A 24393-nucleotide genomic window follows, 5' to 3' on the forward strand; every position below is an offset into this window, starting at 1 on the left:
CCGTGCTCGAGATCGACATCGCGCGCAAGACCTACCCCGATCGCGGCGGCCATCCCCACCTGGCGCTTGAAGCCCTGCGCATGCGGGTGCGCCCGGGCGAATTCGCCTGCGTCGTCGGTCCCTCGGGCTGCGGCAAGAGCACGCTGCTCAACCTGGTGGGCGGGCTGGATGCGGATTTCCAGGGGCGGGTCGCGCTCGACGGCCGCCCGCCCGCCAGCGGCGTCGGCTTCATGTTCCAGGAGCCGCGGCTGATGCCCTGGCTGACCGTGCTCGACAACGTACGGCTGGTGCTGGGCGACGACCCCGAGGGTCCGGAACGGGCGCGGCGCCTGCTGGCGGCGATGGAACTCGGCGACGTGCTCGACGCCTTCCCGGGGCGTTTGTCCGGCGGCATGCAGCGCCGCGTCGCGCTCGCCCGCGCCTTCGTCATCGAACCGCGGCTGCTGCTGATGGACGAGCCCTTCGTATCGCTCGATGCGCCGACCGCCGACCGCCTGCGTGCGATGCTGATCGACATCTGGCGCGAACGCCAGACCACGGTGCTGTTCGTGACCCACGACCTGCGCGAAGCGCTCGCACTCGGCGACCGCGTGTTCTTCCTGTCGGACGCGCCGGCGCGGGTGGTGCTCGAGTTGCCGGTCGGGCTCGAACGGCCACGCAGCCCCGGGGATCCTGCCATTCACGCGCTGCAGCAGCAGGTGCTCGAGCGGCATCCGGAGTTGCTGGCGGGCCTGGTCACCAAGCCGGACACCACAAGCCAGGAGGCAAGCCTTGACCCGCCCTGAACACCGTTCCGCAGCCGACCACGCGTCTGCCTCCGTTGCCGGTCCTGGTGCGATGCCGCGCAACGACTGGCTGCTGCAGGTCGAGGACGTGCGCAAGTCCTATGGCCCGCGGGAGGCGCTCAAGGGCGTCAGCCTGGCCGTCGGCCCGGGAGAGTTCGTCGCCCTGCTGGGGCCGAACGGGGCGGGAAAGAGCACGCTGTTCCAGCTGCTGACCGGGCTGTTCAACGCCGACGCCGGCCAGGTGCGCGTGTGCGGCCACGACATGCGGCACGCGCCGGTGAGGGCGCTCGGCCGCATCGGCGTCGTCTTCCAGCAGATGACGCTCGATCTGGACCTGACGGTGGAGGCCAACCTCATCTTCCACGCCCGCCTGCACGGCCTGGGACGCGCGGAAAGCCAGGCCCGCATCGCTGACGCCTTGCAGAGCCTGGGTCTGACCGAACGCGCGCACGACCGTGTACGCGAACTGTCCGGCGGCAACCGGCGCAAGGTGGAACTGGCGCGGGCACTGATCCACCGTCCGGCCGTGCTGCTGATGGACGAAGCCACGGTGGGCCTGGACCCGGCCTCGCGCCGCCACCTGCTGGACGAGGTACTGGCCCTGCGCGCGAACGGCGTTGCCGTGCTGTGGGCCTCGCATCTGGTCGATGAAGCCGAAGCGGCCGATCGCGTGATCGTGCTTCACAAGGGAAAGATTCTGGCGGAAGGGTCGCCGCAGGCACTGGTCGACGCCACCGGCGCCGACTCGCTCGCTGCGGCCTTCCTGCAGATGACGGGAGGCACCGAAGCCGCCACCCCAAGTTTGGAGTAGGACCACGGCAACAACCGAAGACGTACCACCATCGAGGAGACAATCACAATGAGCCATGAACAATCCGCCCCCTCCCTGAAACGCATCGCCGGCGCACTCGCCACCGGGCTGTTGCTCTCGCTGCCCCTTGGGCCCGCCGTGGCCAAGGACACCGGCTACATCTTCGTCAGCAGCGAGAACGACAACGCGGTGACGGTGCTGGACGGCAAGACCCACGCCGTGGTGAAGACCATCGCGACCGGCGAGCGTCCGCGCGACATGAAGCTCAACGCGGCGCGCGACAAGCTCTACGTCATCGCGTCCAACTCGGAGCGCGTCGATATCATCGACATCGCCAAACTTGCGGTCGAGCGCTCGGTGGACGTCGGCGAGGACCCCGAGATGTTCGACCTGAGCAAGGACGGCAGCCGCTTCTACGTCTCGAACGAGGAAGACGCCAAGGTGTCGGTGATCGACATCGCCGCCAACAAGGTGCTGGCCGAGATCGAGGTGGGCGAGGAGCCCGAGGGCGTGATGATCAGCCCCGACGGCAAGAAGCTCTACGTCACCTCCGAGGTCGCCAACATGGTGCACGTCATCGACACCGCCACCAACGAGGTCAAGGCCAACATCGTCGTCGGCAACCGTCCGCGCCGCTTCGCCGCCACGCCGGACGGCAGCGAGGTCTGGGTGACGAACGAACTCGGCGGCTCGGTCACCGTCCTCGACGGCGTCAAGGACGAGATCAAGGGCACCGTCTCCTTCACGCCCAAGGGCTTCCGCGCCGACGACGTGACGCCGGTCGGCATCACGATGACGCGCGACGGCAAGACCGCCTACGTGACGCTCGGCCGCGCCAACCACTTCGCCGTGGTCGACGTCGCCAGCCGCGCGGTCAAGGACTACGTGCTGGTCGGCCAGCGCGCCTGGGGTGCGACGCTGAACCGCGATGAAAGCCTGCTGTTCGTGGTCAACGGCCTGTCGGACGACGTTTCCATCATCGACACCAAGAGCAGCAAGGTGATCAAGTCGGTGCCGGTCGGCCGCGTGCCGCACACCGCGGTGATCGACGACTGACCTGCGCATGCCCCGCACCGCAGCCCGCTTGGCGGCTGCGGTGCGGGGCTCCCATCGCCGACAGCGGGCTGCAAACGCGCCCGCACCTCCAACGACCTGCCCAGAGGCCGCACCATGTCTCTCCGCCGACTTCTCCACGCCAGCGCCTTCGCCGCGGCCACCCTGTGCGCCAGCCTGCCGGCTGCCGCCGAAACCGTCCGCTTCGGTTTCCTCGAACTCGACCGCAACCCCGCCTACGACGACAAGCGCACCTTCTTCCGCACGCTGTCGCAGCCGCTTGGCTCACCGGTCATCGGCGCCGAAGTGGCCCTGCGCGAAGCGCGTTTCGTCGGCCAGGCGCTGAAGCTGGAGTTCGCGCTCGAGCGCGCGAAAGGGGCGGACGCCGCCGCGCTGATCGCCGAGGCCAACCGGTTGCAGGCTGCCGGCGTGCGCTACTTCCTGGTCGACGCGCCGGCAGCCGTCGTCGCCGAACTGGCGAAGGCCACGCGCGGCAGCGAGATGGTGCTGTTCAACGTGTCGGCGGCTGACGATGCGCTGCGCCAGGCCCAATGCCAGCCCCACCTGTTCCACACCCTGCCGAACCACGCCATGCAGTCCGACGCGATGGCCCAGTACCTCGTGTCGCGCAAGTGGCGTTCGGTGCTGCTGCTCGAAGGCCCGCTGGCCGACGACAAGCTGATCTCGGCCGCCTTCGAGAACTCGGCCCGGCGGCTCGGCATCAAGATCGTCGACAAGCGCCAGTTCGTGCTGAGCAACGATCCGCGCCAGCGCGAGCAGGGTAACGTCGCGCTGCTCACCGCCGGCAAGGACTATGACGCAATCTTCGTCGCCGATTCGGACGGCGAGTTCGCCCGCGGCGTGCCCTACCGCACGGTGCTGCCGCGTCCGGTGGTGGGCGCCGAAGGGCTGGTGGCCGAAGCCTGGCACTGGGCCTGGGAGCGCCACGGCGCGCCGCAACTCACCAGCCGCATGGTCAAGCAAGGCGGCCGCCATCCCGGCAGCGGGGACTGGGCCGCATGGATCGCCGTGAAGGCGGTCGTCGAATCGGTGGTGCGGACCAACAACGCCCCCTTCGCGCAGCAGGTCGCCTACCTCGCCGGCGACGAGATCACCATCGATGGCTTCAAGGGCAACAAGCTGGGCTTCCGCCCCTGGGACCGCCAGTTGCGCCAGCCCATCCTGCTCGCTACCCACAACGCGGTTGTCGAGCGCGCACCGATCCAGGGCTTTCTGCATCAGACCAACAACATGGACACCCTCGGCTTCGACCAGCGTGACAGCCAGTGCAAGCCGTAACCGACACGTGACGCCACACCCGAGCATCCGATCCCTCACCGAACCCGCCGGAGTCGCCCGATGAACCCGCGCCATGCGCTGCTCGCCCTGCAGGCCGTCACCAGCCGCGAAGTCGCCAAGTTCCTCCGCCAGGGCGGGCGGCTGGCGTCGGCACTGGTGCGACCGCTGCTGTGGCTGGTGGTGTTCGCCGCAGGCTTCCAGAACGTGTTCGGTGTGTCGATCATCCCGCCCTACGAGACCTACATCCCGTACCAGACCTACATCGTGCCCGGCCTGCTCGGCATGGTGCTGCTCTTCAACGGCATGCAGTCTTCGCTGGCCATGGTCTACGACCGCGAGATGGGGGTGATGCGGCTGTTGCTGACCGCGCCGCTGCCACGCTGGTACCTGCTGTTCTGCAAGCTGCTGGCCGGCACGCTGCTGTCGGTACTGCAGGCCTACGTCTTCCTGATCATCGCCGCGCTGTTCGACGTCGGCGTGCCCCTGTCGGGCTGGCTGTACGCGCTGCCCGTGCTCGTGCTCGCGGGGATGATGCTGGGAGCGCTCGGGCTGCTGCTGTCCGTGCATGTGAAGCAGCTAGAGAACTTCGCCGGCACCATGAACTTCGTGATCTTCCCCATGTTCTTCCTGTCGCCGGCGCTGTATCCGCTGTGGAAGCTGGAGGAATCGGGCGCGACGGTGATCCATTTCCTCGCCACCTGGAACCCTTTCACCCACGCCGTCGAAGCCGTGCGCTTCGCGCTCTACGGCCAGTGGTCGCTGCAATCGCTGGCCATCGTCGCCGGCTGCCTGGCGGCCTTCTTCACGCTGGCGGCCTGGGGCTACGACCCGCAGCGCGGCATGCTAAAGCGCAGTGGCGGCAAGCCCGGCTAGGGTACCGTCGACGCGCCGGAGACACGCCCCCTGCAGGTCAAATGGCACGCCGCTTGCGTAATGCCGCATGTCGACGCAGTCGACATCCCGAGAACACACAACCAGAACGGAGGAGCAATGGGCGTAAGCAAGAGGCAGTTCCTGCTGGTGGTGCTGGGCACGGCGCTGGCCGGCACGGCATCCGCACACGGGCCATCGCGGCTCAAGGTCGAACTCGGCATCGACATTGCCGCACCGGCCGACAAGGTCTGGGCCCGCATCGGCAATTTCCAGGACATGTCCTGGCATCCCGCGGTGGCCAGTTCCAGCGGCAACGGCGGCAACGCGGCCGAGGCCACACGTGTGCTGGTGCTGAAGGGCGAAGGCAAGCCGACGATCGAGGAGGCCCTGCGTCGACACGACCCAGCCGGGATGAGCTACGCGTACAAGATCACCAAGGTCGATCCTGCCGTGCTGCCGGTGAACAACTACGCCTCGACCCTGTCGGTGGAGTCGACGGGCGAGGGTAAGAGCCGCGTGACCTGGAAGGGCGCGTTCTACCGCGGCTATCCCAACAACGACCCGCCACCCGAGCAGAACGACGACGCCGCGATCAAGGCCGTCACCGGCGTCTACCAGGGGGGACTGGATGCGCTGAAGGCGGAGTTCGAAGGAGGCGCGAAGTAAGCGCATCGCGGGTTCCATGGGGGAGGGCGGCATGACCGCCCAACCCGCCCTGCACGGCCCCCGCTCGGCGACAAGCCTGCCGGCGTGGCGTCCGACTGCAAGCGTCGGCGCGCACTGGAAGCGGTTCGCGCGCTTGCGGGCGCTTCATCCTTCCGTGCGCGACCGCGTCGCAACAAATCCGCGCTCGATGGAGACCCTCGTCACACCTGAAGGCCGAACGCAGGGCGTACCGTGTGGGGGCGTGTGGGATAATCGCGGCCCTTTGAAGCGAACATGGAACAGGCTCGATGGAGCGGAAGTCACTCAGGACGCGCCTGACCTTGGGCGTACTCAGCGCCGTGGCGTTCTCGCTGCTGGCGATGACCTGGGTTGTCAGCCGCGACCTGCGCATCAACATGGAAGCGGCGATCTCGGCGCAGCAGTACTCGACCGTGTCACTCATCGCGGCCGAGATCGATCGCTCCGTCCGTGAACGCCTCGACCTGCTGCATGAGCTGTCGCGCACGATCACCCGAGACGATGAGGGCGGGGACGGCATCAAGCTTCACCTGCTCGAGCGGCAGGGGCCGCTGCTGCGACTGTTCAACCTGGGCGTAGTCGTCACCGACGCGCGCGGCATCGCCGTCGCCAGCATCCCGGAAGGACGCATCCAGGTCGGCACCGACTACGGCACATTCGCCTTTACCGAGGAGGTCGTGCAGCACGGCCGCAGCGTGGTGACCGAGCCGCAGCACGGCAAGAACACGGGTCTCATCGTGATCGCGATGGCCGTGCCGATCACTGCAGCCGATGGCACGATCCTGGGGACGATGATCGGCGTCATCAACCTCGAACAGCCGAATTTCCTCGACGAGATCAGCACCGCCAAGTACGGACTCACGGGTGACTTCGTGCTGACGGCACCGGTCTCCCGCATCACCATCGCCTCATCCGACCGCCGCCGCACCCTCCAGCCCGGTCCCGAGCCGGGTATCAACCCGATCTACGACCGCTACATCGAGGGCTTCGAAGGCTCGGGGATCGCGGTGAGCTCGCGCGGCGTGGAGGAGCTGACCTCCTCGAGTCGCATCCCGACGACCGGCTGGCTGATGCAGTCCGTGCTGCCGACGAGCGAGGCCTTCGCGCCCATCCATGCGCTGCAGCACCGGATCGCCCTCAGCTCCGTCGTCATCATGCTCGTCGTCGGCGGGCTGGCGTGGCTGTGGGTGCGCGGCCAGCTGCGGCCCCTGAAGGCGGCTGCGGCAAGACTCGGCGACATGGGGCAGGGCATCCTGCCGCGGCAGGCGCTGCCGGTGCGCCACAACGACGAGATCGGGCAGCTGACCAGCGCGTTCAACGACCTGCTCGGCAGGATCGAGCAGCAGGAAGCGCAGGCCATCGAGATCGTGTCGAACCGCCGCCTGCGCAAGATCCTGCAGAACGTGCCCGGCATGGTGTTCCAGTACCGCCGCCAACCCGGGGGCCAGGACGCCTTCCTGTTCGCCAGCGAAGGCGCGATGGCGATCTATGGCGTCCCCGCCGACGCCGTGATGGCCGATGCGCTGCTGATCCGTGACCTGATGCTCGAGGACGACAAGGAGCGCCTGTTCGGTTCGATGGCGTGCTCCGCAGAGCAGATGATCCGCTGGCAGGTCGACTACCGCATCCGGCGCGAGGACGGCCGCATCCACTGGCTACGGGTCGATGCCTTGCCCGAACGCGATCCCGAGGGCGTGGTGACCTGGTTCGGCGTCGTGACCGACATCACCACGACCAAGCAGATGGAAGCCGAGCTGCGCATCGCCGCGACCACCTTCCAGAGCCACGAGGGCCTGTTCATCACGGACACGCAGGGCGTGATCCTGCGGGTGAACCGCGCCTTCAGCGAGATCACCGGTTACACCGAGCAGGAGGTGATCGGCCGCACGCCGTCCATCCTGCGCTCAGGCCGCCACGATTCGTCCTTCTACGCCCAGATGTGGCAACAGCTGGCGCAGGCGGGCGTGTGGTCGGGCGAGATCTGGAACAAGCGCAAGTCGGGCGAGGTGTACCCGGAATGGGTGACGATTTCCGCCGTCAAGGATGCAGACGGCACGATCAGCCATTACGTCGCTGCGTTCCGCGACATCACCGAGCGCAAGGAGACCGAAGAGCGCATCTACCGCCTCGCGTACTTCGATGCGCTGACGAGCCTGCCCAACCGGCGCCTGCTCGGCGACCGCATCCAGCACGCCATCGTCTCGAGCCAGCGCAGCCATGAATGCTGCGCCCTGTTCTTCCTCGACATCGACCACTTCAAGCTGCTCAACGACACCAAGGGGCACGATGTCGGCGACCGCCTGCTCGCCGACATCGCCATGCGCCTCACTGCCGCCCTGCGCAATGAGGACACGGTGGCGCGGCTCGGTGGCGACGAGTTCGTCGTGATGCTCGAACGCCTCAGCACCGATCCGCGGCTCGCGGCCGCGTCGGCGGCCCTGGTCGCCGAAAAGCTGCGCGCGGTCATCGCCGAGCCCTACGACCTCGACGGCTATCGTCACCTGACGACCTCGAGCATCGGCGTCACGATCTTCCAGGGCGAGGGGCAGCAGGTCGACGCCCTGCTCAAGCAGGCGGACGTTGCCCTGTACGAAGCGAAGGCCGCCGGGCGCAATACGGCGCGCTTCTTCGACCCCGCGATGCAGCACCAGATCAACGAACGGCTCGCACTCGAGGCCGCGTTGCGCGAAGCCATCGAACAGCGGCGCCTGGCACTCTGGTATCAGCCGCAGGTGGACGCCGCCGGCACCACGCTCGGTGCCGAGGCGCTGCTGCGCTGGATCGACAAGGACGGCCGGATCATTCCGACCGACCGCTTCATCCCGCTGGCCGAGGAAACCGGGCTGATTCATCCGATCGGCCGCTTCGTCCTGCACGCGGCCTGCCAGCAACTCGCCGCCTGGGCGAGCGATCCCCGGCTGTCGGAGATCGTCCTGGCGATCAACATCAGCGCCCGCCAGTTCGCAGAACCCGATTTCGTAACCGAACTGCAGGCGATGCTGGCCGAGCATCACGTTCCCCGGGGCCGACTGAAACTCGAGCTGACCGAAAGCGTGGTGCTGGAGCGCGTCGATGAGGCCGTGCAGCGCATGCAGCAGCTCAGGGCGCTCGGGCTGCTGTTCGCGCTGGACGATTTCGGCACGGGCTATTCGTCGCTCTCGTACCTGAAGCGCCTGCCGGTCGACCAGGTGAAGATCGACAAGGCCTTCGTGCGCGACGTCTGCGAGGATGCGGGTGACGCCGCCATCGCCCGGACCATCGTGACCCTGGGCCATGTGCTCGGGATCTCGATCATCGCCGAAGGCGTGGAGACGGAGGCGCAGCTCGACTTCCTGCAGGCCTGCGGCTGCGACGCCTACCAGGGCTACCTGTTCGGCAAGCCGATGCCGGTGAGCCAGTTCGAACGCTTCGCCGATGCCGCTGCCGTGGCCACTGCCTGAACGCTCGGCCGCGTCCGGCAGGCCGTCTCAGTTCCGGAAGCTGCGCGCCTCGAGCTCGAGGTAGCGATGATGGACATTGCGCCGATGGATGGCCGGGTAGCCTGCCCAGTCGCGGTAGGCCAGGAAAGCCGCATCCGTTTCGGCGGCATTGATCGTCTCCTGCAGCGATGCGCCGTCGTTGAGCCGCGCTTCGACGAAACGCTCGAGGGTCGCGAGGTAGCCGTCCAGCGCCTTCAGCAAGCCTGTGTCGCCCGGCGCCCCGTAGCCGGGCACGATGAGGCGTGGTGACAGGGTCGCAATCCGGGCGAGGGTTTCCCGCCATGCGTCGAGGCGCGCATCGCGTACTTCCGGGATGCGCCGTTCGGTGACGACTGCGCCGGAAAAGAGCACCCCGGCGCGGCGATCGAACACCATCAGGTCGCCGGGCGCGCTGCTCCAGCCCGGGGCAATCAGTTCGACGGGATGCGTGCCCAGCTCGATCCGTGTGTCCGCCGCTATCGGACGATCCGGCGCCACGACCCGCGTGCCGACCATCGCCTCGTCACCGAGCAGCGCGCGCAGGTTCTCCAGGCACTGCTCGCAGCGCTGCGAAAGCAGCCTCGCCGCGGCCTCGTGTGCCACGACCGGAACCCCCTGATCGGAGAACGCCGCCGTGCCAAGCACAAACTCCGGCAGCGGCTGGGTCAGCACCAGCATGGCCGTGCGCCGGCCCGGGGCCGCTTCCGCCACGCGTGCGAGCAGCTGCCGGCCATGGGCGTACGAGGTGCCCGCGTTGACCACGAGCACGGCGTCGTCGCCGACGATGAAGCCAAGGTTGCCGACCTCGCCATGGTTCTGCCGGCTGGCCTCATTCCTGCTACCGATCAGGACGTGGTTGCCCGGCGCGACCTCGACCGAACGCACGACGTCGGCCGATGCGGCCGCAGCAAGCAGCCCGAGCATCGTCCCGCCCAGCCAGCGCAACACGCCGTGCCGCATGCGCATCACAAGCGGCACATCGATCGGCCTTCGTAACGGAGCCTTCATCCCATGCCACGACCCGCCATCCATCGCCTGCTCCCCTGGCTTGCCAGCCTGGCCCTGGCCTTGCCGACCAGCGTCAGCGCCCAACCCGCGGAGGCCACGCTCGCCGTGCTCGACTTCGACCTCATCGAGGAGCACGTCGAGCCCGGCCAGGCCGCCGACATGCGTCGTCGCGTCCTGCGCATGGAGGAGATGCTGGCGCAAGGGCTGGCCGAACGGGGGCTGTACCGTGTGGTCGAGCTTGGCGAGGCACGCACGCGTCTCGCGGAACTGCGTCGGCAGCAGGAACACATGCATCGTTGCGGCGCCTGTCAGGTCGAGATGGGCCGGGCAGTGGGGACGAAGTACGTCGTCGCCGGCTGGGTGCAGAAGGTGAGCAATCTGATCCTCAACATCAACATCGAACTGCGCGAGGTCGCAAGCGACCGCGTGGTGCTGAACAAGTCCGTCGACATCCGTGGCAACAACGACCGCGCCTGGGAGCATGGCATGCGCTTCCTGCTGCGCGATTTCGCGGAAAAGCGGGCGGCAAATCCTGACTACGGGTTGTAGCCGGGACCGCAGCGCGTCCAGCGCGCTCACGAGCCCGGCTGCAGGCGCACGGCGGTATCGAAGTGCAGGTCATCGGTATCGACGACCTCCGCGCGCAGTTCACCTTCCCCCTCCGGAACGAAGTAGAAACGGAAATTGGGATTCTCGCTGATCGAGAAATCCACCTCTGCCGTGAGGATGGGCTTGCCGGCGTAGCTCACGTCGATCCGCCGCACGAAATGCGCCGGCGTGAAGTGGCGAGTGAGCTGGTCCATGACCAGGCCCGAGTTGTTCGGGTGGCTGATCATCAACTGCGCCAGCACGGGCTGCCGTGCGCGCACGTCGCCATCCACGCGGAAGCGCATCTTGCCCAGCGTCGCCATGGCCGCCGCCTGATCCTTGCCCGGCGGCGCCGAACAGCCGCCCGAGGCCTTGACGAAGCGGGTGCTCATCATAAGTTCGCCGGTGTTCAGCTCCGCGATCGCGCGCACATGCGTGTAGGCATCCACCCGCACGCGGGTCTCGATGTCGGCCTTGCCGCTCTCCGGGGTGAAGGTGAACACCGCGCCGACGGGCGAGGGGTTGTTGTCGATCACCAGCCACAGCTTGCGCACGTAACGCTCGGGCGTCTGCTCGAAGCGGGTCGATACGGAGATCGGTACGATGGCCGCATCCTCCGCCCGCACCGGGGCTTCGAGGCCGATCTGGGCGTCGTCGCCGGTCGCGATCGGCCGCTGCTGGAACAGGCTGGTACGCAGTTGCTGCCACACCGGGCTCGCGTCCGGGTCCTCGGCATTCGCGCCTTGTGCGGCGGCGGTATGGGGCAACGTGCCGAGCAGGAACAGGGCGAGCACCACCACTGCCGCGGCGAGCGAAAGAGGCCGCTGCGTCGCGCGTGCGCGGAGCGGGCCAAAAAGGGTGAGGGCGTTCATGTGACCTCCAATTCAGTCTTCCCACTCGAGTTCGGCGAAACTGGCGGTGACGTTGCGACGGTGGAAGGCGTCGACCAGCAGCCAGCCCGCGGGCGCCGGGATCGACCCCACCGCCTCACCAATCGTGCGCCCGGCGCGGATCGCCGCCCGCACCTGGTCACGCAGCGACTCGAGATACGTGCGCTGCGGCACGACCGCTGCGGGCCAGTCGGCACTGACCGCACCGTGGCCCGGCACGACACGGGCGACCGGAAGACCCTCGAGTACGGAGAGCACCTCCAGCCAACCAAGCAATTTGCCGTCCACGACCGGAAGATGGGTGACAAACACAAGATCACCCGCAAACAGGGTGCCGGTGGCCGTGTCGTGGACCGTCAGGTCATTGTCGGTGTGCGCCGTCGGCCAGGCGCGCAGTTCGATCGCGCGATTGCCGAGATCGAGTTGCACACGGTCGGCCACCTGCAGGTCGGGATAGACGATCAGCCCGACGTCGCGAGGGACGCCAAAGTCGCGCTCGAGCGCGGCAAGGTAGGCGGGCGCACGCGCCGTCAGCGCCGCGGTGAGGCGCGCATGGCCGACGAACTGCGGGCGGTCGGCCCCCGTTGCGGCGAAGGCGCGATTGCCGAGCACGTGATCGGGATGCACGTGGGTGTTGATGACATAGCACACGGGCCGTGTGGTCCGTTGCGCAACCGCCCGCCGCAGCGCTTCGCCGACGGCTGGCGACCCGCCGGTGTCGATGACCGCGACGCAGCGCTCGCCGATGATGAAGCCAAGGTTGGCGACGTCCGCGTTCTCGGCTTCGCCCCACGCGGCATGCCGTCCTTCATGCACGAAGACGCCGGGCGCAATCTCGCGCATGGGCAGGTCGCGGGCCGCCTGCGCCGACGCGGACGCCAGCAGCAGGCCTGCGACGAGGAGCAGAATCCGCCGCCCGCCCTGCACGTTCATGGCGTCGCTACCGGCTGGTCATGGCTAGTCGACCTTGATGAAGCACGCCTTCATGGCCGCCTTCTGGATTGCGCCGAATTCGCGCGCAACCTTCTGCTCCTGCTTGTTGGCGCGGATGTAGCCGCCGCGCTCTCCGCCGATCGAGCGTGCATCGCTGGAGGTCTTCATGGCCATGTACTGCTCGTGGCTCATCTGCCCGGCAATGCGGTCGAGCGCGCACGAGCACTTGCTCACCATCTCGTAATGCCCGCCGTCCGGATGCTCGCGCATGCACTCATGCACCCACAAGACGCGATCGAGGGTCGGAAAATCGTTGGCCTGCGCCGCGGTGGCCGGCAGCATCACGCCGGCCAGCACCATCAGGGAAAGAAGTCGTTTCATCAGCTGGCCTTTGCAACAGGATTTGCGGTCGGGGCGGGCAGGGTGCCGCCGTCGATGACCATCTCCTCGAGGATCAGCGGCTCGGCGGTCGATCCGGCCGGTCCGCTGCGCGTGCGGATGCCGAACACCCCGCCGGGCACCGCGTCGGACAACAGGAAGACGTACTCCTTGCCCGCATACTGCTCGAAGCGATCACGACTCGGGTCCGCAAGGTAGGGCGAAATGGCGATCTCCTGCCCCGCGATACGCTGGCCCTGGTAGTCGAACTGCGCATCGCGCACCCGGGCATCGTTGTAGATCGCCATGCGGATGCGCTTGCGGAAATGGTTGGGCTGGCCCTTGGTCAGCCGCTGCATGTCACGCACGTCGCGCTCGAGGAAGTACAGGATGACGGGGTTGCCCTCGGCATGCTCGATGTCGGGCAGCACGACCCGACGCTCCGCACTGAGGAACTCGCCGCGCCCCGCGCAGCACTCGCCATTGGGCTCGCGCTCCAGATGAATCGCCACTTTGTCGTCGAATCCGGCCTCCGCCGTTCCGCCCTTGTGAAAACGGTAGTGGAGGGTGGAGGGCGGCGACACGTTGCGCAGGTGATGGGTCATGAACAGGCTGCGTTCGGCCGCCGAGTAGTCCTGCGCGTCTGCCGCATGTGCGACGGTGACGCCGGCGAGATTGAGACCGGCGCAGAGCGCAAGCAGGCAGAGGCCTCGGGCGGAACGTGCGAACGTGGGGTGAGTGGGTGAAGAAGGCATCGCGGATCGAACCTCGTTTTTCCGGCACAGGGAATCAAGCGTCAGGGCCCGCCAGCGGCAGGCCTCGCCTCAGTACACGATCGGATTCAGCTGCTCGTCGACAAGCGGCACGTGATAGGCCTTGAGAATGCGGTCGAGGTCCTCCTTGTGCCGATCGATCAGGGCTTCGATCTGCTTCTTCCACTCAGGCTCGCCATAACGGACGCCCATCGCGATCTCGAAATCGAACTTGATGCCCGGTTCCGATTTCAGCGGCACCACGACGAGTTCCATGTCCTTGATCTTGTCGGCGTAGTAGGCGGCAACCGGCCCCCACAGGATCGCGACGTCGATCTTGCCCTTGAGCAGATCGTTGTCGATCATCCAGCCGGGGTAATGCTCGGCCACCACGTCGACGGTCGCGTAGGGCACGCCCTGGTCCACCAGATCATGACGGGCCAGCCACTTCGATGCCGGCGACTTGTCGTACAGCCCGATCTTCAGCGCCTTGAGCTTGGCCGGATCGAGACGCAGGAAATCCTCGCCGGTCTTCACCTCGTCCAGCCCCTTGCCCTTGGGGAACACCAGCGCATAGGTCGAGCGGTAGTAAGGCTTGGTGCCCGACACCTGGTCGAAGCCCGCGGGTACGCCGAGCATCACGTCGCAACGGAAGTCCTCGCCGGGCAGCTTGTAGCGCAAGGTGTTGCGCACGAAGGCAAAGCGCTGCGGGTAGGAGTAGTACTTGACGGGCACGCCCAGGCTTCCCGCGAACAGTTCGGCGATGCGGTTCTCCAGCCCCTCGCCCTTCTCGTTGGAAAAGGGCATGTTCGCCGGGTCCTGGCAGACCCTGAACTCCTTGGGCGCGCTTTCGGTGGCCGACGCCGCGCCGGCACCGAACACGGCCAGCCCGGCCCCCAGCGTGACCAGCCAAACGCGCAGGTTGCGGGCGGTGTGCGACCTCGTTCGTGCGTCTGTCATCATGCGGAGACCTCCTTGTCGGCCCTCGTCATTCGATCGGCTGCACACGGGCGGAGGTGATCGCGCCGTCCGAGCGCCCCTTGAGATAGGCGTAGAGGTGATCGATGTTGTCCATCACCCGCGCGTCGTTCTTGAAGCTCTGCATGCCCTTGTCGAGCCGACCTTCGGTGACGGTGGTGACGAACTCCTCCTTGGTCAGCCTCTTCAGGCTCTCGATCAGCGACGGGCCGACCATGCCTTCCTGGTTCGCGCCGTGGCAGCGATCGCAGGCGGCAGCCCGCCAGGCGCGGAAACCCTTCAGCGTATCGGGGTCGACCTTGTTGCCATCGACGACCGTGTACAGCGGCTTGCCATTGTCGGCCGGCTTGGCATCCGCTGCGTGCAGCGGTACGGCGAGGGCGAGGGCGGCAAGTGCAAGGGTGTTGATCAAACGCATACGTATTCCTCCGGATGTCCGGTCGGGGCCCGTGCAGGCCCCGCCGGCATGCAAGCGGGGAGCGGCGCCCCCGCGGGCGCTGCGGCGGACCGGAGTCCGCCGCAATCAGGGCTCAGTCGGGCAGGGCGAAGACGGTCAGCGACCCACCCAGCTCGGTGTATTGGCTCAGTTCGCGATAGCCGCCCACCGCACCCAGGCCATCGGTGTCCTTCTCGAGACTGGCCGCCATGCCGATACCGGCCCAGCCGCCGATGCCCGAGAACACGCCGAGGTACTGCTTGCCCTTGTGTTCATAGCTGAACACGTTGCCGATGATCCCGGACGGGGTCTTGAACTTGAACAGTTCCTTCGTGATGTCCTTGGCATCGACGCACTTCAGGTAGCCTTCCAGCGTGCCGTAGCACGAGATGCCGCCCGCAGTGTTGAGCACGCCGCTCCACACCGAGAACTTCTCGGACTTGGACTGCACGATCTTGCCCGCGCTCGCATCCCAGGTGATGAAGTTGCCCATGCCGCCGTGGCTGTCCGGTGCGGGGAACATCGACAGCGTGGCGCCGACATAGGGCTGGCCGGCGACGTAATCGACCTCGAACGGCTCGTAGTCCATGCAGACGTGGTTGGTCGGCACGTAGAACAGCTTGGTGTTCGGGTCGAAGGCTGCGGGCTGCTGGTCCTTGGTGCCCAGTGCAGCGGGACAGATGCCCTTCACGTTGACGTCCGGGCCGTGTTCCGGGTTGGTGTGCTTGGACGTGGAGTACTTGGCGACCACCTGAGGCCGGCCGGTCTTCATGTCGACGTGCGAGGCCCAGTTCACCTTCGGGTCGTACTTCTCTGCCACCAGCAGTTCGCCGGTCACGCGGTCCAGCGTGTAGGCGAAGCCGTTGCGGTCGAAGTGCACCAGCGCCTTGGTCGGCTTGCCCTTGACGTCGATGTCGGCAAGGATCATTTCATTGACGCCGTCGAAGTCCCACTCGTCGTGCGGCGTCATCTGATAGACCCACTTCGCAACGCCGGTGTCGAGGTCGCGGGCGAAGATGGTCATCGACCACTTGTTGTCACCCGGACGTTGCGTCGGGTTCCAGGTCGAGGGGTTGCCGGTGCCGTAATAGACCATGTTGGTGGCCTTGTCGTAGCTGAACCAGCCCCAGGTCGTGCCACCGCCGGTCTTCCACTGGTCGCCCTGCCAGGTCTTCAGCGACGAATCCTTGCCGACCGGCGCCATCTTGCCGTCCGTCCAGGTCATCGTCTTCTCGGGGTCCATCAGCATTTCGGCGTCGGGCCCCGTGCTGTAGCCCTTCCAGACCTGCTTGCCGGTGTTGATGTCGTAGGCGGCGAGGAAGCCGCGCACGCCCCACTCACCACCCGAGATGCCGGTAATGACCTTGTTGCCGAACACATGGGGCGCCTGGGTATTGACCGCGCCCAGCTTCGGATCGCCATTGACCACGCTCCACAGCACCTTGCCGGACTTGGCGTCGAGCGCGAGCAGGGTGGAGTCCGCCTGCTGCAGGAAGATCTTGCCTTCGGCGTAGGCCAGGCCGCGATAGACGGTATCGCAGCACATCTGCGAGATCACGAACGGGTCCTGCTTGGGTTCGTACCGCCATACGATCTTCTGCGTGTCGAGATCGATCGCGAAGACCTTGTTGGGGAAGGGCGAATGCACGTACATCATGCCGTCGATGACGAGCGGCGAGCCTTCATGGCCGCGCAGCACGCCGGTGGAGAACATCCACGCGACCTGCATCTTGCCCACGTTGTCCTTGTTGATCTGGTTGAGCTTGCTGTACCGCTGGTTGAACATGTCGCCGGCTTGCGCCGCCCAGTTCTTCGGGTTGGCCATCTTGCTTTCGAGGTCGGCGTTCGCCAGTGCGAGTCCCGGCATTGCGAGCAGAAGTGCAGCGATCAGCGCCGGACTGCGCCGGGCAGGAATCCCTAGTTGCTTCATTTTTGTCTCCTCGTTTATTTGACGTTTTGCGCTCGCCACCTTGAAGGCCCGAGACCCGCCGCGCATGCGGGGCCGGTGCGACCAGTCATTCCGGCGTACCCCGTCCGATGCAAAGCACGTGCCAACTGTCACTAAGCAGTAAGATTCGGGCCCGGCGGACCGTCCGCGGGGTTCTGGCCCCCCACCCGGCCTATGCGAGCGGATGTGATTTTTCGCACGGACAGACCATGCCGGTCATGCGTGTTGCAATACGGTTCAAGTGCTTCGTTTTGACACAGGAGTCACGATGTCCCCGTCGCGGCAAGCCTTTTCAACGCTCGAACCGGCCGTCCCCCTCGCGGCCGGCGGATCGCCCGACCGACCGACCCTCGTGATCGCTGCGACGTCTGCGAGACTGCTTGCCGAGGCGGCACGGGCGTCGGGGTTCGAGGTGATCGCCATTGACGTCTTCGGCGACGTGGATACGCGCGCGGCGGCACGGACATGGATGCCGCTCGGCATCCCCGGCCGCCTGGCGCCGGAGGAGGGCAGGCTCGTCGCCGCGCTGCGGCAGTGCGCCACGCCACCGCGGCCCGTCGGCTGGATCGCGGGCAGCGGCTTCGAATCGGCACCCGGGTTGCTCGCCACCGGTGCGGGGGTGCTGCCGCTGCTCGGCAACCTGCCGGGCACGGTCACGCAGGTGCGTGACCCGGATGACTTCTTCGCTGCCCTGCATCGGCTCGGCATTCCGGCGCCCGAGATCTCACTGGCGCTGCCTGCGGATCCAGTCGGCTGGCTGTTCAAGGACGCCCATGCCTGCGGCGGCTGGCACATCCGTCCCGCCGGGCGGGCGCCCGCCGGGCGAGGCCCCGGCGCCTACTTCCAGCGCGAGGAGGCGGGCACTGCGATGTCGGCGCTCTTCCTCGCGAATGGGGCATCCGCCCTCATCATCGGCTTCGCCCGTCAGATCGTGGCCCCGCTCGGGCGACGCCCCTATGTCTATCGGGGGTGCGTCGGCCCGGTGACGCTCCCGCCGCCGCATGCGGGACAGGTCGCCAATGCCGTGAGCGCACTGACCCGCCATTACGGACTGCGCGGCCTCAACGGCATCGACTTCCTGTTCGGAGCGGACGGAATCCGGGTGCTGGAACTCAATCCGCGGCCCACGGCCAGCCTTGCCCTGTTCAACGACGTGCTCGCAGGTGGCCTGCTGGCGGCGCATGTCGATGCCTGCCTTCACGGACACCTGCCCGCCGCGGACGCTCTCTCGCCCTCGACGCGGGTGCGCGGCAGCGAAGTGGTCTTCGCCCCGAGACGGGGAAGGGTCACGCCGGCGCTGGCGGACTGGCTCGCGGCGCAAGCGGATTGCCACGACCTGCCGGCCGCAGGCACGCCCGTTGCGCGCCACGATCCGATGTGCTCGATCACCTGCGAAGGGTCGGCGCCCGAAGAGGTCCGGGCGAGGCTGAGCGCGCGATGCGAGGCGATCCTGTCGCAACTGAACCGTGCCGCGCCCACGTGAGCACTCACACCATCACCTCTGGCACCGAAGCTGCATGCAGGTGGCCTGCGCAGCCACGCCATCCCGTCGCGCACCCCGCGCCCATCCCCCCATCACCGCCGCGAGGCAGGATTTGAGCAACACGACGACACCGCCGTCCGCCACCGCTTTCCCGCATGCAGCCGAGGCTTTCCTGTGGGCCTGCTTCATGGACGTCGCCACCCTCAAGCCCGGCAACGTCAGCCTGCAGTCGGCCGGACACGACATGCAGGCACAGCAGTTCCTCGACAGTGCCCGCGCCAGCATGGCCGGGCTTTTCGCCGAGGCTGCCGGTGTCGGCGCGCGGGTGCACGCCGCCGTGCGGGCCACGCGCGCCGTGGCGGGCTGCAACACCAACCTCGGCATCCTGTTGCTGTGCGCACCGCTGGCACGCGCCGCACAACGCGCCAGCGCGGGCGGCGAGGCCCCACTCAAGGCCGCACTGGACGACACCCTCGCCGCGCTCGACCTCGACGATGCCCGCGAAGCCTTCGCTGCGATCGCGCATGCCAACCCCGGCGGACTGGGTGAAGTCGGCCCGCAGGACGTCCGCGCTCAGCCCAGCGTCGATCTGCGGGCCGCCATGTGCCTCGCCGCGCACCGCGACCGCATCGCCGCGCAGTACGCGGACGGCTACCGTGACATCTGGCGTGCGCTAGGCGATTTCCGCCAGCCGGCTGGGGCCCCCGACCTGTCGCGCCGCATCCAGCGCCTCTATCTTGCGCTGCTCGCCCGACACCCCGATTCGCACATCGCCCGCAAGTACGGCGAAGAGACGGCGGCCGACGTCAGCACCTCCGCCGCCGCGGCGCTTGCGCGCCTCGATGGGCACGCGCACGACGCGGGACACCCTGGCCATCAGGACGAACTCGACGCCATGCTGCAGGCGTGGGACGCCAGCCTCAAGGCCGCAGGCCTGAACCCGGGCACGACGGCCGATCTGACCGTGTGTGTGCTGTTCGTCGCCGCCTTGCTCGAGCCGTCGATCATGCTTTCCGCATCCACGGCGGCAGGCTTGACGTCCCAGTGGCCCGGAGCTTGCTAGAAGCGGGTATCCCGCGTGCCCGGGCGGTCTGTACTTGCGACATACCGTCGACCGCGACGCGCCCTCCCATCAATCCCAGATGCGTGACCAGCGAGCGATGTCCAATCTAGCCGATGTATTCTCCGCCCCCGACCTGCGCATGACGTCTTCCCACTCTGCCGCGACAGCCTCCGTCACCGTCGATGCACCGTCGCGGCTGCATCTCGGTTTTCTCGACCCGAGCGGCAGCCTGGGGCGGCGCTTCGCCAGTCTCGGCATGGTGATCGACGGTTTCGACACCTGTGTCGAGATGCGTGCCGCAGACCGGAACACGGTCAGCGTGGCGTCCCACCTCGCGGCGAACGTGGCCGGCCCGGCGCAGGAGCGCATGACGCGTTACCTGGCCGTGCTGCAGCGCGAGACCGGCCGGCACGCGCCCGCATCGCTGCAACTGCAGGCCACGCCACCTGCACATTCCGGTTTCGGCTCCGGCACCCAGCTTGCGCTGGCCTGCGGCCGCGCGTTCTGCCGCTTCCACGGTCTCGACCCGAGCACCCGCGCGCTGGCCGCGATGCTGGGCCGTGGCGAGCGCTCGGGCGTCGGGCTGGCGGGGTTCGATCAGGGCGGGCTCCTGCTCGATGGCGGCCCCGGCGCCGATGGAACGGTCGCCCCGCTGATCTCGCGCATCGCCTTCCCCGAGGCCTGGCGGGTCCTGCTGCTGCTCGACGACCGCATCGACGGCCTGTCGGGCCAGGCCGAGCGCGTGGCGATGGAGCGCCTCCCGCCGTTCCCCCGCAGCCTCGCCGCCGATCTTTGCCATCAGGTCCTGATGCGCGTGCTGCCCGGCGCGCTGGAAGGCGTGTTCGAGCCCTTCGCCGAAGGCGTTTCCGCGCTGCAACGGCTGATCGGCGATTACTTCGCCCCCGCCCAGGGCGGCTCGATGTACACCAGCGCGGCGGTCGGTCGTGCGCTGGAGTGGGTACGCGCCCACCATCAGGCCGGCATCGGCCAGAGCTCATGGGGGCCGACCGGCTTCGCGATCGTGCGCAGCGCCGACGAGGCCGAATCCATCCTCGGTGGCATGCGGGCCGCCGGCGTGCTCGACCCTGCATTGCGCGCCGTGGTCGTGCGTGGCCGCAATCGCGGCGCAACCCTCCGCCAATCCTGACTTCGGGCGCGCTTGAACCCCGCAGCGCGGGGCCCTGCGCGGACATCCCCACCCACCCCCTCAATTCCGGAAGCGAGAACTCATGGACCAACGCCCCTTCATCCTGCACATGTTCACCCCCGGCAAGCAGATGAGTCCGTTCGACATCAACATGGCGGTCGATGCCGGCTACAACGTGGTCGTGCCGTACTGCGGCGTCACCGCCGGGGAGATCACCGGCCTGACACAGGACGCGATCTTCTCGCGCGGTTCCAAGGGCGTCAGGGCCACCGGCATCTTCATCGGCGGGCGCGACGTGATGCTCGCCGCCGACATGCTGGACACGGCGCGCAAGGCCATGGTGCCGCCGTTCGAGGTGTCGGTGATCGCAGACCCGAGCGGCTCGTACACGACGGCCGCCGCGCTCGTCGCCTGCGTCGAGGAACAGCTGCGCAAGGCCCACGACACCGATTTCGCCGGCAAGCGGGTACTGATCCTCGGCGGTACGGGCACGGTCGGCCGCATCGCCGGCGTGCTGGCAGCCGCGCTGGGTGCCGAGGTCACGCTGGCCAGCCACCGCGACGGCGCAGCCGCAGAGCAGTCCGCCGCGGACACCGGACTGCGCTTCGGCTGCACCCTGAACGGGGCCGGACTGGCCGACGCTGCGATGCGTGCAGCCGCACTGGCGCAGGCCGATGTCGTGCTCGCCACCGCAGCCGCCGGCGTGCAGGTCGTCAGCGCGGACGAGCGCGCCGGGGCAGGGCGTCTGCTGGTCGCCGCCGACGTCAATGCCGTGCCGCCCGAAGGCATCGCCGGCGTCGGCGTGATGGACGACGGCAAGCCCTTGCCCGAGGGCAAGGGCGTCGGCATCGGGGCGCTGGCGGTCGGCAACGTGAAGTACCAGGTCGAGCACCGCCTGCTGGTCGCCATGCGCAATGCCGACAAGCCGCTCTACCTCGGTTTCCGCGAGGCCTTCGACAAGGCGCGCGAGATCATCACCGAAAAACGGGCCAAGGCTTGAGGAGGGCAGGATGAGCGAACACGCGCCCGTGCTGGCCGACAGCCCCTTCAGCATCAACACCCTGGCCGCCGCGCAGGTCGACGACCTGCTGGCCCGGGCCGACGCATTCGGCCTCGCCATCGAACGCTTGGACAGCGGCGTGACCCTGATCGACGGCGGCATCGACGTGCGCGGCAGCACCGCGGCCGGCGTCGCGGTCGGCGCCATCTGCATGGGCAGCCTCGGCGAAGTCCGCCTATCCGTCCGGCCGGAAGCGGACTGGCCGACCTGGATCGAGGTCGCCAGCGCGCAACCGGTGCTGGCCTGCCTGGGCAGCCAGTACGCGGGCTGGAGCCTGTCGGCCAGCAAGGAAGAGGCAGGCGGCCGCAAGTTCTTCTCACTCGGCTCCGGCCCGGCTCGGGCGCTGGCCTGCCGCGAAGACCTGTTCGCCGAGCTCGGCTATCGCGACCGCGCCGAACGCGGCGTGCTGGTGCTCGAGGTGGACCGCCGGCCGCCGCAGGTCGTCATCGACAAGATCCTGCGCGACTGCGGCCTCGCGCCCGAAGCACTGACGCTGATCCTGACGCCGACCACCAGCCTGGCGGGCAGCACCCAGGTCGTCGCGCGGGTGCTGGAAGTGGCGATGCACAAGGCGCACGATCTGGGCTTCGCGCTCGGCGACATCGTCGAAGGCAGCGCCTGCGCGCCCCTGCCGGCGCCCAGCCCCGACGGCGGCATCGCAATGGGCCGCACCAACGACGCCATCCTCTACGGCGGCCGTGTCCAGCTCGCCGTCAGTGGCAGCGACGAGGCCGCGCAGCGGCTGGCAAAGGCGCTGCCGTCCTCGAACTCGCGCGACTACGGCCGCTCCTTCGCCGACATCTTTCGCGACTACGAATACGACTTCTACAAGATCGACCCGGCGCTGTTCGCCCCCGCCGAAGTGTGGGTCAGCAACCTCGACTCGGGCCGCAGCTGGCACGCGGGGGCGATCGACATGGCGCTGCTGCGCAGCCTGTGGCTGGAGGTCGATGCATGACGCGCGCGGCCGGCGACGAAACCCGGCGACGCGTCGCCATCTTCACCGACGAGACCGGCTGGCACACGCGCAAGCTGAAGGAAGCCCTTGCGCGACGCGGGTTCGAAGGGCGCTGCGTCGATCTCGAACAGTGCCGCTTCGACACCGGCGCGGGGCCTTCGGGGCTCGTCATCCCCGGTTTCGGCCGCAACCTGCCGCTGGCCGGCATCGTGCGCGGCATCGCCGGCGGCAGCCTGGAGCAGATCACCAAACGTCTCGGCGTCCTGCATGCGCTGCGCGAGCTCGGCGTGCCGATCTACAACGACGCCCGCGCGATCGAGCGCAGCGTCGACAAATCGATGACGAGCTTCCTGCTGCACAAGGCGGGCGTCGCCACGCCGCAGGCGTGGGCGATCGAGGACGCGGCGCAGGCGCGGCGCCTGCTGATGCGCGAAACGGCCGCGCGCCGCTGCCTGGTGCTCAAACCGATGTTCGGCTCGCAGGGCAAGGGGCTTCAGAAGGTGGGCTGGGTCAGCAATGAGGAAGGAGGCGACGCGAGCGGCGGGCAGACCGTGCCGCTGCCGGACCTGAAGTCGGTCGGCGGGCTTGCCTACCTGCAGCGCTTCATTCCGCAGCCGGAAAGCGAGCAGGCGCCCGGCTTCGACTGGCGGGTGATGGTGATCGGCGGTCGCGCCGTGGCGGCAATGAAGCGCGTCAGCCCCCACTGGGTGCGCAATGTCGCCCAGGGGGCACGCAGCGTGGCCTCACCGCTCTTGCCCGCACTCGCGCAACTGGCCGAAGCCGCTGCCGCGGCGCTGGACATGGACTATGCCGGCGTCGACCTCGTACCCGATCCGGCCAGCCCGCTCGGCGCGCAGGTCATCGAGGTCAACGGCGTCGCCGCCTGGCGAGGCCTGCAGAAGGTCACGCCCTTCGACATCGCGCAGGCCATCGTCGACGACCTGCTGGCACGCCGGCTGGGTGTGCCGCTGCTGGTCGGCGCGGCAGGGCAGGTGTGTCAAATTGGGTCAGGTGTCACGCGATCCGCGTGAGGATTGAACACCGCCGCCCCTCAGCGCGGTTCGGTAGTGGGCGTCGGGGCGCGAAATGACGATCGGCAGGACGCGAAACGGCGTTTTCGACGCGGATCGCGAAGCTGGCACGAATCATGAGTTGCTGGTTGCGTATCGGCGATTCAGGGATCGTCGGACGGCTGGGCTTCCCCCCGGGGGGCGGCCACAACAACTCAAACCGGAGATAAAAGCATGGCAAAGATCGATCGCATGATGGTGGGGGAATCGCTGGTTGGCGACGGCAACGAAGTTGCGCACATCGACCTGATCCTTGGCCCTCGTGGTAGCGCCGCCGAAACCGCCTTCGCCACCGCGCTGACCAACAACAAGGACGGCTTCACCTCGCTGCTGGCCGTGGTAGCGCCCAACCTGCTGTGCAAGCCCGCCACCGTGATGTTCAACAAGGTGACGATCAAGGGCGCCAAGCAGGCCGTGCAGATGTTCGGCCCGGCCCAGCGCGCGGTCGCGATGGCGGTCGCCGACAGCGTCGAGGACGGCACCATCCCGGCCGACGAAGCCGACAACATCTTCATCTGTGTCGGCGTGTTCATCCACTGGCTGGCCGAAGACGACAAGAAGATCCAGGACTACAACTACCAGGCCACCCGCGAGGCCATCAAGCGCGCCGTCACCGGCCAGCCCACCGCGGCCGAGGTCGTGTCGAAGAAGAGCACGGCGGCCCACCCGTTCGCAGCCCACTGATCGTCCCGTCCAGCCCCATTGGGGGCCGGAAAGAAAAATGCCGAGGTTCGCCTC

At 67.9% G+C, this 24393-nt stretch carries 23 protein-coding genes; 15 read left to right on the forward strand and 8 right to left on the reverse strand.

The window, feature by feature from the left end:
• Positions 1-2 precede the first annotated feature (2 nt).
• From AC731_RS04745 to AC731_RS04775, 7 genes are all read left to right on the forward strand, one after another.
• Positions 3-785 carry an ABC transporter ATP-binding protein gene (locus AC731_RS04745; RefSeq protein WP_048710642.1) on the forward strand — a complete coding sequence of 261 codons (783 nt, stop codon included), beginning with the start codon at positions 3-5 and terminating at the stop codon, positions 783-785.
• Positions 772-1596: an ABC transporter ATP-binding protein gene (locus tag AC731_RS04750; protein WP_156480645.1), complete on the forward strand. Its 825-nt coding sequence runs from the start codon at positions 772-774 to the stop codon at positions 1594-1596. Before AC731_RS04745 ends, AC731_RS04750 begins: the two co-directional genes overlap by 14 nt.
• 48 nt (positions 1597-1644) lie before the next feature.
• Complete coding sequence (locus AC731_RS04755) at positions 1645-2652, forward strand: PQQ-dependent catabolism-associated beta-propeller protein (RefSeq protein WP_048709619.1); 1008 nt, start codon at positions 1645-1647, stop codon at positions 2650-2652.
• Between the two features lie 114 nt (positions 2653-2766).
• Positions 2767-3948 (forward strand): ABC transporter substrate-binding protein, encoded by a 1182-nt coding sequence (locus tag AC731_RS04760; protein WP_048709623.1) that lies wholly within the window; start codon positions 2767-2769, stop codon positions 3946-3948.
• Between the two features lie 60 nt (positions 3949-4008).
• On the forward strand, positions 4009-4821 hold the full coding sequence (locus AC731_RS04765) for an ABC transporter permease (RefSeq protein ID WP_048709626.1): 813 nt from the start codon (positions 4009-4011) through the stop codon (positions 4819-4821).
• Positions 4822-4938: 117 nt separating this feature from the next.
• On the forward strand, positions 4939-5487 hold the full coding sequence (locus tag AC731_RS04770) for an SRPBCC family protein (protein ID WP_004251330.1): 549 nt from the start codon (positions 4939-4941) through the stop codon (positions 5485-5487).
• Between the two features lie 287 nt (positions 5488-5774).
• Positions 5775-8945 (forward strand): bifunctional diguanylate cyclase/phosphodiesterase, encoded by a 3171-nt coding sequence (locus AC731_RS04775; RefSeq protein ID WP_053085865.1) that lies wholly within the window; start codon positions 5775-5777, stop codon positions 8943-8945.
• A gap of 27 nt (positions 8946-8972) precedes the next feature.
• On the opposite strand, the gene AC731_RS04780 is transcribed toward AC731_RS04775, so the two are convergent.
• Positions 8973-9929, reverse strand: a complete 957-nt coding sequence (locus tag AC731_RS04780; RefSeq protein ID WP_048709631.1) for an MBL fold metallo-hydrolase — start codon at positions 9927-9929, stop codon at positions 8973-8975.
• A 45-nt stretch (positions 9930-9974) separates the two neighbouring features.
• Here AC731_RS04780 and AC731_RS04785 point away from each other — a divergent pair, with 45 nt between their 5' ends.
• Positions 9975-10520, forward strand: a complete 546-nt coding sequence (locus tag AC731_RS04785; RefSeq protein WP_004251322.1) for a DUF3280 domain-containing protein — start codon at positions 9975-9977, stop codon at positions 10518-10520.
• Between the two features lie 26 nt (positions 10521-10546).
• On the opposite strand, the gene AC731_RS04790 is transcribed toward AC731_RS04785, so the two are convergent.
• The 7 genes from AC731_RS04790 to AC731_RS04820 all read right to left on the reverse strand — a co-directional run bounded on the left by AC731_RS04790 (position 10547) and on the right by AC731_RS04820 (position 16793).
• A complete protein-coding gene (locus AC731_RS04790) occupies positions 10547-11431 on the reverse strand; it encodes a quinoprotein dehydrogenase-associated SoxYZ-like carrier (protein WP_048709634.1) in 885 nt (294 codons plus the stop codon).
• Between the two features lie 12 nt (positions 11432-11443).
• On the reverse strand, positions 11444-12382 hold the full coding sequence (locus AC731_RS04795) for a quinoprotein relay system zinc metallohydrolase 2 (RefSeq protein ID WP_048709635.1): 939 nt from the start codon (positions 12380-12382) through the stop codon (positions 11444-11446).
• A gap of 24 nt (positions 12383-12406) precedes the next feature.
• Positions 12407-12763 carry a hypothetical protein gene (locus tag AC731_RS04800; RefSeq protein WP_237266603.1) on the reverse strand — a complete coding sequence of 119 codons (357 nt, stop codon included), beginning with the start codon at positions 12761-12763 and terminating at the stop codon, positions 12407-12409.
• On the reverse strand, positions 12763-13515 hold the full coding sequence (locus AC731_RS04805) for a hypothetical protein (protein WP_048709638.1): 753 nt from the start codon (positions 13513-13515) through the stop codon (positions 12763-12765). Before AC731_RS04805 ends, AC731_RS04800 begins: the two co-directional genes overlap by 1 nt.
• Positions 13516-13584: 69 nt before the next feature.
• Positions 13585-14475: a substrate-binding domain-containing protein gene (locus AC731_RS04810; protein ID WP_053085866.1), complete on the reverse strand. Its 891-nt coding sequence runs from the start codon at positions 14473-14475 to the stop codon at positions 13585-13587.
• 25 nt (positions 14476-14500) lie between these two features.
• Positions 14501-14908: a c-type cytochrome gene (locus tag AC731_RS04815; protein WP_004251298.1), complete on the reverse strand. Its 408-nt coding sequence runs from the start codon at positions 14906-14908 to the stop codon at positions 14501-14503.
• A gap of 112 nt (positions 14909-15020) precedes the next feature.
• The gene (locus tag AC731_RS04820) at positions 15021-16793 is read right to left on the reverse strand and encodes a methanol/ethanol family PQQ-dependent dehydrogenase (RefSeq protein ID WP_232435048.1); all 1773 of its coding nucleotides are present in this window, start codon (positions 16791-16793) and stop codon (positions 15021-15023) included.
• 349 nt (positions 16794-17142) lie between these two features.
• Between AC731_RS04820 and AC731_RS04825 the strand changes: the two genes are divergently transcribed.
• From AC731_RS04825 to fae, 7 genes are all read left to right on the forward strand, one after another.
• Positions 17143-18357 (forward strand): ATP-grasp domain-containing protein, encoded by a 1215-nt coding sequence (locus tag AC731_RS04825; RefSeq protein ID WP_082794251.1) that lies wholly within the window; start codon positions 17143-17145, stop codon positions 18355-18357.
• A 112-nt stretch (positions 18358-18469) separates the two neighbouring features.
• Positions 18470-19420 carry a triphosphoribosyl-dephospho-CoA synthase gene (locus AC731_RS04830; RefSeq protein ID WP_048709641.1) on the forward strand — a complete coding sequence of 317 codons (951 nt, stop codon included), beginning with the start codon at positions 18470-18472 and terminating at the stop codon, positions 19418-19420.
• 139 nt (positions 19421-19559) lie between these two features.
• Positions 19560-20567, forward strand: a complete 1008-nt coding sequence (locus AC731_RS04835) for a beta-ribofuranosylaminobenzene 5'-phosphate synthase family protein (protein ID WP_038010485.1) — start codon at positions 19560-19562, stop codon at positions 20565-20567.
• Positions 20568-20649: 82 nt separating this feature from the next.
• Entirely contained in the window at positions 20650-21567 is a 918-nt protein-coding gene (locus tag AC731_RS04840; protein ID WP_004251277.1) for an NAD(P)-dependent methylenetetrahydromethanopterin dehydrogenase, read from the forward strand.
• 10 nt (positions 21568-21577) lie between these two features.
• Positions 21578-22585, forward strand: coding sequence for a methenyltetrahydromethanopterin cyclohydrolase (gene mch, locus AC731_RS04845; RefSeq protein ID WP_004251274.1), 1008 nt, complete (start codon positions 21578-21580; stop codon positions 22583-22585).
• Positions 22582-23616, forward strand: a complete 1035-nt coding sequence (locus tag AC731_RS04850) for an ATP-grasp domain-containing protein (protein ID WP_048709646.1) — start codon at positions 22582-22584, stop codon at positions 23614-23616. Before mch ends, AC731_RS04850 begins: the two co-directional genes overlap by 4 nt.
• Before the next feature lie 213 nt (positions 23617-23829).
• Complete coding sequence (fae, locus tag AC731_RS04855; protein ID WP_004251268.1) at positions 23830-24339, forward strand: formaldehyde-activating enzyme; 510 nt, start codon at positions 23830-23832, stop codon at positions 24337-24339.
• Positions 24340-24393: the final 54 nt, after the last annotated feature.

The sequence above is a fragment of the Thauera humireducens genome, from assembly GCF_001051995.2.
Taxonomy (GTDB): domain Bacteria; phylum Pseudomonadota; class Gammaproteobacteria; order Burkholderiales; family Rhodocyclaceae; genus Thauera; species Thauera humireducens.